Source organism: Achromobacter sp. UMC71, assembly GCF_014170305.1.
Taxonomy (GTDB): domain Bacteria; phylum Pseudomonadota; class Gammaproteobacteria; order Burkholderiales; family Burkholderiaceae_B; genus Achromobacter.
The window spans coordinates 53829-66170 of record NZ_LZZT01000034.1 but is presented as its reverse complement, the minus strand read 5'-3'; the positions used below and the strand labels follow the sequence as shown (position 1 = coordinate 66170).

Annotated in this window: 15 protein-coding genes; 6 read left to right on the top strand and 9 right to left on the bottom strand. The window is 65.9% G+C overall.

Features of this window, described 5'->3' with window-relative positions:
* Positions 1-2 precede the first annotated feature (2 nt).
* The gene (locus A9974_RS16840) at positions 3-1244 is read left to right on the top strand and encodes a PLP-dependent aminotransferase family protein (RefSeq protein ID WP_183005316.1); all 1242 of its coding nucleotides are present in this window, start codon (positions 3-5) and stop codon (positions 1242-1244) included.
* 101 nt (positions 1245-1345) lie between these two features.
* Positions 1346-2362 (top strand): amino acid ABC transporter substrate-binding protein, encoded by a 1017-nt coding sequence (locus A9974_RS16835; protein WP_183005315.1) that lies wholly within the window; start codon positions 1346-1348, stop codon positions 2360-2362.
* Between the two features lie 90 nt (positions 2363-2452).
* Here A9974_RS16835 and A9974_RS16830 read toward each other — a convergent pair whose 3' ends face one another.
* The 3 genes from A9974_RS16830 to dprA form a co-directional block, all read right to left on the bottom strand.
* Entirely contained in the window at positions 2453-2914 is a 462-nt protein-coding gene (locus A9974_RS16830) for a hypothetical protein (RefSeq protein ID WP_183005314.1), read from the bottom strand.
* A gap of 16 nt (positions 2915-2930) precedes the next feature.
* Complete coding sequence (locus A9974_RS16825) at positions 2931-3839, bottom strand: hydroxymethylglutaryl-CoA lyase (RefSeq protein WP_183005313.1); 909 nt, start codon at positions 3837-3839, stop codon at positions 2931-2933.
* A gap of 74 nt (positions 3840-3913) precedes the next feature.
* Positions 3914-5029 carry a DNA-processing protein DprA gene (gene dprA / locus A9974_RS16820; protein ID WP_183005312.1) on the bottom strand — a complete coding sequence of 372 codons (1116 nt, stop codon included), beginning with the start codon at positions 5027-5029 and terminating at the stop codon, positions 3914-3916.
* Between the two features lie 251 nt (positions 5030-5280).
* Here dprA and def point away from each other — a divergent pair, with 251 nt between their 5' ends.
* Complete coding sequence (def, locus tag A9974_RS16815) at positions 5281-5793, top strand: peptide deformylase (RefSeq protein WP_183005311.1); 513 nt, start codon at positions 5281-5283, stop codon at positions 5791-5793.
* A 31-nt stretch (positions 5794-5824) separates the two neighbouring features.
* Entirely contained in the window at positions 5825-6766 is a 942-nt protein-coding gene (gene fmt, locus A9974_RS16810) for a methionyl-tRNA formyltransferase (RefSeq protein ID WP_183005310.1), read from the top strand.
* 74 nt (positions 6767-6840) lie between these two features.
* Here the strand turns inward: fmt and A9974_RS16805 are convergent, their stop codons facing one another.
* The 4 genes from A9974_RS16805 to A9974_RS16790 are packed head-to-tail and all read right to left on the bottom strand — an operon-like array spanning position 6841 to position 9214.
* Positions 6841-7356 (bottom strand): class IV adenylate cyclase, encoded by a 516-nt coding sequence (locus A9974_RS16805; protein ID WP_183005309.1) that lies wholly within the window; start codon positions 7354-7356, stop codon positions 6841-6843.
* A gap of 26 nt (positions 7357-7382) precedes the next feature.
* Entirely contained in the window at positions 7383-8009 is a 627-nt protein-coding gene (locus A9974_RS16800; RefSeq protein ID WP_183005308.1) for an HAD hydrolase-like protein, read from the bottom strand.
* A 20-nt stretch (positions 8010-8029) separates the two neighbouring features.
* Complete coding sequence (locus A9974_RS16795) at positions 8030-8590, bottom strand: hypothetical protein (protein WP_183005307.1); 561 nt, start codon at positions 8588-8590, stop codon at positions 8030-8032.
* A 33-nt stretch (positions 8591-8623) separates the two neighbouring features.
* Positions 8624-9214, bottom strand: a complete 591-nt coding sequence (locus A9974_RS16790; protein WP_183005306.1) for a TIGR00730 family Rossman fold protein — start codon at positions 9212-9214, stop codon at positions 8624-8626.
* 228 nt (positions 9215-9442) lie between these two features.
* Here A9974_RS16790 and A9974_RS16785 point away from each other — a divergent pair, with 228 nt between their 5' ends.
* Positions 9443-10003 carry a bacterioferritin gene (locus A9974_RS16785; protein ID WP_183005305.1) on the top strand — a complete coding sequence of 187 codons (561 nt, stop codon included), beginning with the start codon at positions 9443-9445 and terminating at the stop codon, positions 10001-10003.
* Between the two features lie 16 nt (positions 10004-10019).
* Here the strand turns inward: A9974_RS16785 and A9974_RS16780 are convergent, their stop codons facing one another.
* Positions 10020-10394 carry a helix-turn-helix domain-containing protein gene (locus A9974_RS16780; protein WP_183005304.1) on the bottom strand — a complete coding sequence of 125 codons (375 nt, stop codon included), beginning with the start codon at positions 10392-10394 and terminating at the stop codon, positions 10020-10022.
* A gap of 95 nt (positions 10395-10489) precedes the next feature.
* Between A9974_RS16780 and A9974_RS16775 the strand changes: the two genes are divergently transcribed.
* Positions 10490-10807 (top strand): multidrug efflux SMR transporter, encoded by a 318-nt coding sequence (locus tag A9974_RS16775; RefSeq protein WP_183005303.1) that lies wholly within the window; start codon positions 10490-10492, stop codon positions 10805-10807.
* Positions 10808-10840: 33 nt separating this feature from the next.
* Here the strand turns inward: A9974_RS16775 and rimO are convergent, their stop codons facing one another.
* The gene (rimO, locus tag A9974_RS16770; protein WP_183005302.1) at positions 10841-12169 is read right to left on the bottom strand and encodes a 30S ribosomal protein S12 methylthiotransferase RimO; all 1329 of its coding nucleotides are present in this window, start codon (positions 12167-12169) and stop codon (positions 10841-10843) included.
* Between the last annotated feature and the right edge of the window lie 173 nt (positions 12170-12342).

Sequence of the window (12342 nt, the reverse complement as noted above, 5' to 3'; positions counted from 1 at the left end):
CCATGTCCAGTGTCGCGCCCGAGTACGCCTTCGCCACGCCTTTCCTGAATCCCCCCGCTTCCCCGATCCGCTCGCTGATGCCCTACGCGATGCGTCCGGGCACCATTTCGCTGGCGGGCGGCTATCCGGCCCAGGAACTGTTCGACGTGGACGGCCTGTCGATCGCCTCCACCCAGGTCATGGCGCGCCTGGGCGCGTGCCTGCAGTATTCCAACATCGACGGCCAGGCCAGTCTGCGCAACGAGCTGGCGCGACTGTCCGCCGTGCGCGGCCTGCACTGCAATCCGGATACCGAGCTGGCCGTCACCGGCGGCTCGCAGCAGGCCATGGCGCTGCTGACCCGCGTCATGCTGCAGCCCGGCGACCACGCCATCATCGAATCCCCGGCCTTCCCCAATTCCGTGCAGGCGCTGCGTTATACCGGCGCCACGGTGCACACCGTGCCGTCGGGTCCCGATGGCATCGACATCGACGCGCTCGACGAACTGGCCGCGCGCATCAAGCCCAAGATGGTCTGCGTGGTGGCCTCGTTCTCGAACCCCTGCGGCGCCACCATTTCGCGCCAGCGCCGCCTGCGCCTCCTGGAACTGGCGGTCAAGCACCGCTTCCTGATCGTCGAAGACGATCCCTACAGCGAACTGCGCTTTGCCGGGCAAGCCGTGCCGCCCATCATGGCCCTGGCCGAAGGCGAGGCCCGCCACTGGGCCGTGTACCTGGCCAGCATGTCCAAGACCATGGCGCCGGCTCTGCGCATCGGCTGGCTGGTCGCGCCGCCCGAAATCCGCCGCCGCTGCGTCGGCGCCAAGGCCGCCGACGACATGGCCTCATCCGCCTGGATCCAGGAAGTCGTGGCCCAGTACCTGGCCAACGGCCGCTACGAAGAGCACGTGCCCCGCATTCGCGCCGCCTACGGCCAGCGCTGCGACGCCATGGCCGATGCCCTGACGCGCGAATTGAACGGCCGCATCGTGTTCCGCAAGCCCGAAGGCGGCATGTTCTTCTGGGCGCGCCTGACCGGCGAGGTCGACGCTACGCGCCTGTTGCCCTACGCCATCGAACACGAGGTGGTCTACGTACCGGGCAAGGCGTTCTACGCCGACGCGTCGCAGGCTGACGTGCATGCCATGCGCATGTCGTTCGCCACCATGAACGAAAGCCAGATCGCGCTCGGCATGCAGCGGTTGAGCCGCGCGCTGGACGCGTGCGAGGCCAACCAGCCTGTGTCGATCTCGCTGGCGGCCTGATATACCTAAATAAGCGCTTGTTATTTGGCGCGGGCGCTTCATGTCTATAAGCTTCACGCCTTGGCGCGCTTGCGCGCCCCGGTACAACAGGGAACCAGGTCATGAATATTGCTAAAGGGTTGGCGGGCGCGGCGCTGTTGCTCGCCGCGGCGCAAGGCGCACAGGCTGCAACACTCGACGTCGTGCGTCAGCGCGGCGCGGTGGCTTGTGGCACGACCACGGGCTTTGCGGGCTTTTCCGCGCCTGACGCACAAGGCAAATGGCAGGGGCTGGACGTGGACCTGTGCCGCGCCATCGCCGCGGCCGTGTTCGGCGATGCCGACAAGATCAAGGTGGTCCCGCTCAATTCGCAGCAGCGCTTCACCGCGCTGCAGTCCGGCGAAGTCGACGTCCTGACGCGCAACACCACCGTGACGCAACAGCGCGACACCGCCCTGGGCATCATCCACGCGGGCATCAATTTCTACGACGGCCAGGGCTTCCTGGTGCCCAAGTCGCTGGGCGTCAAGAGCGCCAAGGAAATCAACGGCGCCACGATCTGCCTGCAGACCGGCACGTCCAACGAAAACACGCTCGCCGACTGGGCGCGCGCCAATAACGTCACCTACAAGCCGGTGGTGATCGAGACCTTCAACGAAGTCGTCAACGCGTTCGCGGCCGGCCGCTGCGACGTGTTTTCCACCGACGCATCGGGCCTGGCCTCGATCCGCATCTCCAAGCTGCAAAACCCCGACGACTACGTCGTGTTGCCCGAGATCATCTCGAAAGAGCCGCTGGGCCCCTTCGTGCGCCAGGGCGACGACGCCTGGCTGAACATCGTGCGCTGGTCGTTGTCGGCCATGATCGAAGCCGAGGAATACGGCATCACGTCCAAGAACGTCGACGAACAAGCCAAGAGCGCCAATCCCAACATCAAGCGCATCCTGGGCGTCACGCCTGGCGGCGGCGCCAATCTGGGGCTGGACGAAAAGTGGGCCTACAACATCGTCAAGCAGGTGGGCAACTACGGCGAAAGCTTCGAGCGCAACGTCGGCCAGGGCAGCCCGCTCAAGATCAAGCGCGGCCTGAATGCGCAATGGACGCAAGGTGGCCTGATGTACGCGCTGCCGATTCGCTGATTGATCCGTGAATGGCCCGGGCCGCGCAGGCCCGGCCACAATAAAAAACCGATGCCGCGGCATCGGTTTTTTATTGGGCTGGCGCGGGCTTCAACCGCGCCGGTACAGCTCCGCGATCTTGACGAATGCCGCCTGCAGTTCGCGCGTGCCGCCCTGGAAGATCACGGGCCGTCCCCGGTGCGTGAACACCACCAGCCGTTTGGAAAACAGCATCGGCACGAAGCGCGCCCCGCGCACGTCTTCCCATGCCACCTCGCGACGCGCGAACCAGGTCTGGCGCAGGCCACGTTCGTCGATGGTGGTGATGGACGTCTGCATGTGCCAGGACACGAACAACAGGCCGATGAAGCACAGGCACACCACCACGGCCAGCGCGGTATCGAAGGGCTGGGCGGGCGCGCGGATTGCAGTGGTGACAACCTGCACGCCCAGCACGGCCAGGATGACCCAGGTCAGGATGCGGACCCAGTCCGGCCACGCCTGCCCCGACAGCGGCAGCGGGCCGATGGCGCGCAGCAGGGCGGCGTGGTCCTCGGGGGGAGGGGCGGACATTCTGCGAGCGTTCGCGTCAGGCGGCCCGCTTGGCGGCAATGGCATTGCCGGCGCGGCTGGAGCCTTTGCGGTTCAGGTTGGCCGACATCCATTGGCCGATGTCGACCACCGCGTCGAAGTCCACGCCGGTGTCGATATCCAGGCCGCGCAGCATGTACAGCACATCTTCCGTGGCGACGTTACCCGTGGCGCCCTTGGCGTAGGGGCAGCCGCCCAGGCCGGCGACCGACGCGTGGAAGATGGAGATGCCGGTTTCCAGCGACGCCAGGATGTTGGCCAGCGCCTGGCCGTAGGTGTCGTGGAAGTGGCCCGAGACGCGCGCTGGATCCACCACGCGGGTGACCGCGGCCATCACGTCGCGCACGCGCTGCGGGGTGCCCACGCCGATAGTGTCGGCCACGTCGATTTCGTCGACCTGCATGGCCAGGTAGCGCTGGGCCACGTCGACCACCGCCTCGACCGGGACGTCGCCTTGGTAGGGACAGCCTAGCGCGCAGCTGATGCTGCCGCGCACGCGGATGCCGGCTTCGCGCGCGGCCTGTACCACGGGCTCGAAGCGCGCGATCGATTCGGCGATGGAGCAATTGATGTTCTTTTGCGAAAACGCTTCGCTGGCCGCGCCAAAAATGACGATCTCGTCCGCGCCGGCCGCCAGCGCGCCCTCGAAGCCCTTCATGTTGGGCGTCAGGACCGAGTAGATCGTGCCCGGGCGGCGCTCGATGCGCGCCATGACGTCGGCGCCGTCGGCCATTTGCGGCACCCACTTGGGCGAGACGAACGAGGCCGCCTCGACATTGGGAAAGCCGGCGGCTGCCAGGCGGTTGACCAGTTCCACCTTGATGTCGGTGGATACGAATTCTTTTTCATTCTGCAGGCCGTCGCGGGGGGAAACCTCGACGATCTTGACGCGGGAGGGCAAAGCCATGTCTCTTCCTGTATCGGTATCGGGCGGCGGCCGCGGCAACTCGACGGCGCCATCGTCAATAGTAGCGCTATCGCCTAGCTCAGGCGTTGGAAGCGGCCGTCGTCCAGGCGCGCCACGCGCGCCGCCAATTCCAGCTCCAGCAATTGCGCCTGCAGGTCCGCTGTGGGGATGCCGCAACGCGCCTGGAGGGCATCCAGGTGCAGGGGGTCGAACCCCAGTGCATCGAGCACGGGATGGCCGGGCAGGGTGGCAGGCGCTTGCGCCTTGCCGCGGGCCGCGCCCGGCAGGGGGCCGCCGCCGAGTTCGTCGGTGATGTCGGCGGCGGTTTCCACCAGCTTGGCGCCCTGGCGGATCAGCGCGTGGCAGCCGCGCGATAGCGGCGAATGGATGGACCCCGGAATGGCGAAGACCTCGCGCCCGCTTTCACCGGCCAGCCGCGCGGTGATGAGGGATCCGCTTTGCTTGGCCGCTTCCACCACCAGCACGCCGCGGGCCAGCCCCGCCACGATGCGGTTGCGCTTGGGAAAGTGCTGCGGCAAAGCGCCCGTGCCCAGGGGCAATTCGGACACCAGCGCGCCGTGCGCCGCAATGCGGTGCGCCAGGTCGCGGTGCTTGGCCGGATAGATGCGGTCGATGCCGGTGCCCATCACCGCCACCGTGCCGGCGCCGCCGGGGCCGGCGTCCAGCGCGCCTTCGTGAGCGGCGGCATCGATGCCCAGGGCTAGCCCGCTGACGACGCGCCAGCCGTTGCCGGCCAGGTGGCGGGCGAAGGCGCGGGCGTTTTCCTGGCCGCCCGGCGTGGCGTTGCGCGCGCCGACCACGGCCAGCGCCGGTCCTTGCAGATAGGCCGGGTCGCCGTTGACGTACAACAGGATGGGCGGATCCGCGATGGTGAGCAGGTTTTGGGGATAGGCGGGGTCGGCCAGCGTCAGGATGTGGCGGCCAGGCGCGTCCACCCACTGCAAGGCGCTGTCGACCAGGGCGGCCATGTCGGCCGGCATGGGGGCGGCCAGCTGCCGCGCCAGCGCGTCGGGCACCTGGCGCATCAGCGCGGTGGCGCGTTGCGCGTAGATCTGTTCCGGTAGCCCCAGCGCGCTCATCAGCGTACAGGCGGTGGCGGACCCGACCCCGGGCTCCAGGGACAGGCGCAGCCAGGCGGACAATTCGGAAACAGTATGGGTAAGCGGCATGGCAACGGGCACCGGCAAGCCGGCGCGTACGGTAGGCGGATGGCGGGGCGCGGGGGAGCGCCGGTCGTTCGAGAGTGTCGCACGGCGGCGGGGCCGGCCCGGTCAGGGGGGACCGAATCATCCCTTCCCTGGTGTTTAAAACGGGGGCAGGTTGATCGGCGCAATCTCCCATTTAGCCGAAAACTATTAGAAATCAAGACTCTAATGAATTAAACTCTTATCCAGGCACTTATCACTGACGACCCCTTTCAATGGCTTTACTTCCTATTCTTCGCTACCCGGATCCGCGCTTGCACAAAGTGGCCAAGCCGGTCGCCGAGGTCGATGACCGCATCCGCCAACTGGTGCGCGACATGGCCGACACCATGTACGACGCGCCGGGCGTGGGCCTGGCCGCCACGCAGGTCGACGTGCACGAGCGCGTGGTCGTCATCGACGTCTCCGAAGAAGGCAACCAGCTGCTGGTGCTGATCAATCCGCAGATCACCTGGTATAGCGACGACCACAAGGTCTACGAAGAAGGCTGCCTGTCGGTGCCCGGCGTGTACGACGAAGTCGAGCGCGCCTCGCGCATCCGCTGCAAGGCCCTGGACATCGACGGCAAGCCGTTCGAGTTCGACGCCGACGGCCTGCTGGCGGTGTGCGTGCAGCACGAGCTGGACCACCTGGAAGGCAAGGTGTTCGTCGAATACCTGTCCGCCCTGAAGCAGAACCGCATCAAGACCAAGCTGAAAAAGGCCGAGCGCGAAGCGCTGCGCGCCTGATGTCCGTTTCCTTTCTTCTGGTCCGATCCCCATGCGTCTAGTTTTCGCCGGCACGCCGGAATTCGCCCGTATTGCCTTTGACGCCTTGCGGGCCGCGGGCCACGATATCCCCCTGGTCATGACCCAGCCCGACCGCCCTGCGGGGCGCGGGCTCAAGCTCACGCCCAGCCCGGTCAAGCAGGCCGCGCTGGACGCCGGTATTGAAGTCGCCCAGCCGCGCAGCCTGCGCCTGAACGGCCGTTATCCGGACGAGGCCGCGCAGGCCCGCGAGCTGCTTGAACGCGTGGCGCCCGATGTCATGGTGGTGGCGGCCTATGGCCTGATCCTGCCGCAATGGGTGCTGGACCTGCCGCGCCTGGGCTGCCTGAACATCCACGCCAGTCTCTTGCCGCGCTGGCGTGGCGCGGCGCCGATCCAACGCGCCATCGAGGCGGGCGACGTCCGCACCGGCGTGACCATCATGCAGATGGACGCGGGCCTGGATACCGGCGACATGCTGCTGGAACGGGGGGTGCCTATCGGCGAAGACACGACGGCCGCGCAATTGCACGATGCGCTGGCGCTGGCGGGCGGCGAAGCGATCGTCGCCACCTTGGCGGCGCTGGAGCAAGGCGGGCTGACGCCCGTGCCGCAACCGCAAGACGGCGTGACCTACGCCGCCAAGCTGGACAAGGCCGAGGCCGCGCTGGATTGCACCCAGCCGGCGGCCTTGCTGGCGCGCCGCGTGCGGGCCTTCAACCCCGTGCCCGGCGCCAGCATCCGGCTGGCCGGCCTGGACGATCCCGTGAAGGTATGGCGGGCCCAAGCGCTGGACCAGGCCGTAACGGCCGCGCCCGGCAGCGTGTTGCGCGCGGATGCGCAGGGCATCGATGTCGCAACCGGTGAGGGGGTGCTGCGTCTGCTCGAGCTGCAGAAGGCGGGCGGCAAGCGCCAGCCGGTGGACGTGTTCGTGCGGGGTTGGCAGCCGGCCTGACGCCGCCTGCGCCGGCCGCGTCCTGTGCGGCCGGTGGCATCGTCAAGGCGAGGCTCGCGGTATGTCCCCGCCTTTCAGCCCCGAGCTGCCAGCAGATCCAGATACGCGCCTGACAGCAACTGCTCGGGTTTGATGTGCAGGCTGGCCAACAGTTCGTGGGCTTCCGCCCTGCCGGTTTCGACGCTTTCACCGTCAAGCAGCACCACTTCCAATTCCAGGAAATCCCCCAGTCCTTCGACCCGGTCCAGATGGATGCGGGTGCGGCCGGCCAGGTGCAACAGACGCGTCTTGCGTACGCGGCCGATCATGCCGTAGGCCAGCGCTAGCGTCTCGCGCAGGGTATCCGGCGAACTGGCCGGTGAAATGACGTAGAAGCTCTCCTTCGGCCCGGTGTCTTCCGCGCGGCGGTAGAAGATCAGTTCGCCGGTGTGGTCGGCGAAGACGCGCAGCTTGAGCCGGCCATTGGGGCAGGCAAAGAAGGTGTCGTCCTGCACGATGGTGATCGGCGCCTTGCCGGACAAGGCCGCGGCCAGGGGTTCGACGGCCTCCACGCTGGTGATCCGCGCCTTGATTTCCACATTGCGTGCCATGCGCATTTTCCTTGGAAGGCGCAGCGTCAGTCCGCAAGGGCGGGCAGGTCGGCGACGCGCATGAACAATTCATCGGGGCCGCGTTCGCGCAGCGCGTCGACATGGTTGTAGCCCCAGGCTACCGACCCCACCCGCACCCCGGCCTTGCGCGCGGCGTCGATGTCGCGCATTTCGTCGCCCACCAGCAGGAAGCGTTCGGGCGCGGTGTCGTGGCGCTTGAGCAGCCGGTCGATTTTAGCCGGCTTGCCGAACAGATCGGTGCCGCATTCATAGTCGTCGAACAGGGCGACGGTATCGGGTCCCAGCACGCGTTGCACGTTCTCGAGCGAATTCGAACTGACCACCGCGAGCCGCAGGCCGCTTGCTTTCAGGCGGTTCAGGGCATTGGGGATGCCGTCGAACAGGTGGACGCTGGGGTCTATTTCCTGCATCAGCGTGCGCACGTGGGCCATGATCGCGGGCAGCTTCCACAGCGGGATGCCGAGGAACTTCAGGATCTCGGAGGCTTCGCGGTGGCGCAGCTGGTCGCGTTCGGCGGCATCGATCTTGCGAAAGCCGTACTTGTCGGCCACCGTGTTCAGAATGGAATTGAACCAGGGCATGGTGTCCGCCAAGGTTCCGTCAAAATCGAAAGCTGCAATGTCGTATTTCAAGTAAGCAATCCGTTGCCGGTCTACAAGGGGTGAAGCAGATACTGCACCACCGGGGCCAGGTCTTCAAGCGGCGGCGCGCTGGCGACCACGCGCTGCGCGTTGGTCCAGGGGTAATCCAGCGCCAGCAGCCAGCCGAACACCGCTTCCGTGTCGCCGGGCGGCAGCGTCACCATGGTCTCGATGGTGATGGTCAGGCGACTGGCGCGGTACGGGTCAGACTGGAACGTCCAGTCATACCGGCCACAGCCCACGCGCACGTTGCCGGTGGCCTTTTCCGTCATGCCGACGATCCAGTCGCAGCGGTATTCGGACAGGCATGCGCCCGGCTCGGGACGGGCCAGGTAGAACGTGTAGACGTTGTCGTAGGTCTGGCCGAACTTGCGCACCAGCGTATCGGTGATGGCGGCCAGGCCGTGGGATTCGGGCGGGAACGCGATGGCCTGCGTGCGCAGGGCCATCTTCAGCACCGCCTGCGGCGCGAACGCGCGCGCCATGTAGTGCGGGCGGTTTTCGTCCTTGGCGTGAAAGTAGTCGCGCAATACGGACTCGGTGCAGGCGGGAGACAACGGGCCGGTGGACATTGCGGGGGCTTTCCTTGGCGAGGTTGAGGGGCGTCAGGCCGCCTTCACCGGCTCGAACCACTTCGAGACGTTGGGCGGTTCGTACTGGGCGTAGCGGTCCAGCAGCATCGCGGGATCGCTTTCCACCACCAGCATGTCGCGGTGCTGGGGGCGCATGAAGGCTTCGTCGACCGCGTGGTCCACGAACTGAATCAGGGCATCGTAGTAGCCGGCGATGTTCAACAGGCCGCAGGGCTTCTGGTGCATGTTCAGCTGGGCCCAGGTCCAGACCTCGAAGAATTCTTCCAGCGTGCCGGCGCCGCCAGGCAATGCGACAAAGCCGTCGGCCTTGTCCATCATCATGGCCTTGCGCTCGTGCATGCTTTGCACCAGGTGCAATTCGGTCAGGCCGCGGTGGGCCTGTTCTTTCTTTTGCAGCAGCTCGGGAATCACGCCGATTACGCGGCCGCCGCCGGCCAGCACTTCGTTGGCGATCACGCCCATGATGCCGACCACCGAACCGCCGTAGACCAGCCCCAGGTCGCGTTTGACCAGCTCGCGGGCCAGCACGCGGGCCTGTTCCAGGTACTCGGGGCGGGCGCCGGGGTTGGAGCCGCAATACACGCAGATGTTCTTCAAAGTCATATGAAGCTACTTATAGCCTAGCCCGTTACAGATTGCGTCACGGGTCTGATGGGAAGCCGATAGTTTACGAGAAGCGCCGACAGCGCTTTTCGACGGGGGCGCGAAGGCCGGATCCGGGGGCATGGGCAATGTTTGGACACAGCATCTTTTCGAGCGGTAGGTAGACTGGTTTGTTCGGAACGACTGGAAGTCCAGCGTCGTATGACCCACTAAAAAGGAGCTCACGATATGGAAAACACGACCCGCAACCGCGAAACCGCCCACCGCCCGTTCGAGATGGATGTGAAGGCGATCCGCGCCAAGGCGCGCCAGGACATCGAATCAGGTGCCGTTACTGACACCTACCGCGCGGACCGCAAGGAAGTGCTCAAGTTGCTCAACGAAGCGCTGGCCACCGAAATCGTCTGTGTGCTGCGCTACAAGCGCCACTTCTTCATGGCCCGGGGCCTGAACGCCGAACCGGTGGCCGCCGAATTCGCCGAGCACGCCACCCAGGAACAGGACCACGCCGACCGGCTGGCCGAACGCATCGTGCAGTTGGGCGGCGAGCCCAACCTGTCGCCCAAGGGGCTGCTCGAACGCAGCCACTCCGAGTACGTGGAGGGCAATACGCTCGAAGAAATGATCAAGGAAAACCTGATCGCCGAGCGCATCGCCATCGACAGCTACCGGCAGATGATCGACTACATCGGCGAACAGGATTCGACCACGCGCCGCTTGCTCGAAGAGATCCTGGCGGTCGAGGAAGAGCACGCCGACGACATGTCGGATTTCCTGGCCAAGCACTGAGCATCGGTATTTGGCATCAGGCGCGGGCCGCCGCCGCATCATGGCGGCGCGCGGCCGCGTTCAATTGGGCATGGTGCTGCTCGGCCCAGCGGTCCAGGGCCAGCAGCGCGACATTCAGCGAGCGGCCCAGCTCGGTCAGGCGATATTGCACATGCGGCGGCACGGTGCGCATGTCTTCGCGCCGCACCAGCCCATGTCGTTCCAGCTCGCGCAGCGTCTGCGTCATGATCTTCTGCGAAATCCCGTCCAGCTTGCGCAGCAGCTCGCCGTTGCGCAGCGGACCTGCCGCGAGCGCAGGCAGGATCAGCGGCACCCACTTGCCCGAAATCAGTTCAAGCGCGCGGCGCGATGGGCAGGCGGCGTCGAAGACGTCAGCGGATGCGGTTGTCATGGAAGAGCCTTTGATAGTTACCAAAAGGTGCGTACTTGTGCATAGGTAACTATAGGCCCTAATCTGGCCGCTCTGACATGCAACGGGAGGCCGCGATGGCCTGGTGGATCCTGCTGGCCGCGAGCGCGGTGGAAATCGTGATGGCGCTGGCGTTGAAGTACGCGGACGGCTGGACGCGGTTCTGGCCCAGCGCCATTGGCATTGCCGCGGCGCTGGGCAGTATCTTCCTGCTGACGCTGGCGATGCGGCATCTGCCTGCGGGCACGGCCTACGCGGTCTGGACCGGCATCGGCTCGGTCGGCATCACAGTGCTGGGGATTGTGCTGTTCGGCGACTCGCCGTCCGCCGCGCGCCTGGCGTGCATCGCGCTGATCGTGGGCGGCGTGGCGGGGTTGAAGCTGCTGCAAGCATGAGCCGGCGGCCGTGGCCGCCGGCTTGGGGCGCGATCAGATCGTATCGGCCCAAAGGTCGTATTCGTCCGAGTCGGTGACGCGGACGCGCACCAAGTCGCCGGCTTTCAGGACACGGTCCGAGCTGACGTATACACAGCCGTCGATTTCAGGCGCATCCGCGCTGCTGCGGCCCACGGCGCCGTCTTCGTCCACTTCGTCGATCAGCACGTCGATCTCGCGGCCGACCTTGCGGGCCAGGCGCGCGGTCGAGATGGACTGCTGCAGTTCCATGAAGCGCTCCCAGCGCTCCTGCTTGACCTCGTCGGGCACGGGGTTGTCCAGCAGGTTGGCGGGCGCGCCTTCCACCGGCGAATACTGGAAACAGCCGACGCGGTCGAGTTGCGCTTCCTGCATCCAGTCCAGCAGGTACTGGAAGTCTTCCTCGGTTTCGCCGGGGAAGCCCACGATGAACGTCGAGCGGATGGTCAGGTCCGGGCAGATCTCGCGCCACTTCTTGATGCGGGCCAGCGTCTTGTCTTCGAACGCCGGACGCTTCATGGCCTTCAGGATGCGCGGGCTGGCGTGCTGGAAGGGGATGTCCAGGTAGGGCAGGATCTTGCCCTCGGCCATCAGCGGAATCACTTCGTCCACATGCGGGTACGGATAGACGTAGTGCAGGCGCGTCCAGACGCCCATGTCGGACAAGGCCATACAGAGCTCGGTCATGCGGGTGCGCACGGGCCGGCCGTTCCAGAAGCCGCTGCGGAACTTCACGTCGACGCCGTAGGCGCTGGTGTCCTGCGAGATCACCAGCAGTTCCTTCACGCCAGCCTTGACCAGGCGTTCGGCTTCGCTGAGCACGTCGCCCACGGGGCGGCTGACCAGGTCGCCGCGCATCGACGGGATGATGCAGAAGCTGCAGCGGTGGTTACAGCCTTCCGAGATCTTCAGGTAGGCGTAGTGGCGCGGCGTGAGCTTGACGCCCTGCGGCGGCACCAGGTCCAGGTAGGGGTTGTGGTCTTTCTTGGGCGGGGCGGCATCGTGCACGGCGCGCACGACTTCTTCATACTGCTGCGGACCGGTCACGGACAGCACGCTGGGGTGAACCTTGCGGATCACCGATTCTTCGACGCCCATGCAGCCGGTGACGATCACCTTGCCGTTTTCGGCCAGCGCTTCGCCGATCGCTTCCAGCGATTCGGCCTTGGCGCTGTCGATGAAGCCACAGGTGTTGACCACGACGACGTCGGCGTCGTTGTACTCGGGCGTGACTTCGTACCCTTCGGTGCGCAGTTGGGTCAGGATGCGTTCGGAGTCGACCAGGGCTTTAGGACAGCCGAGTGAAACGAATCCCACACGCGGAGTATGGTTCTTGGCGTTCATTGATTTGGAAGGGCTTTTCTGAGGTGCCGTGACAGGCACAGGTCGGGCGCAAAAAGGGCGCCTGGGCTGGGAGCCAACGCGCAATTTTAGCGCTTTGCCGGAATGTGGGCGGGGAGCGGTTGGTGAGCGGTGAACAATGGGCATAACTTTACGTTATGTTTCTTAATTATTCC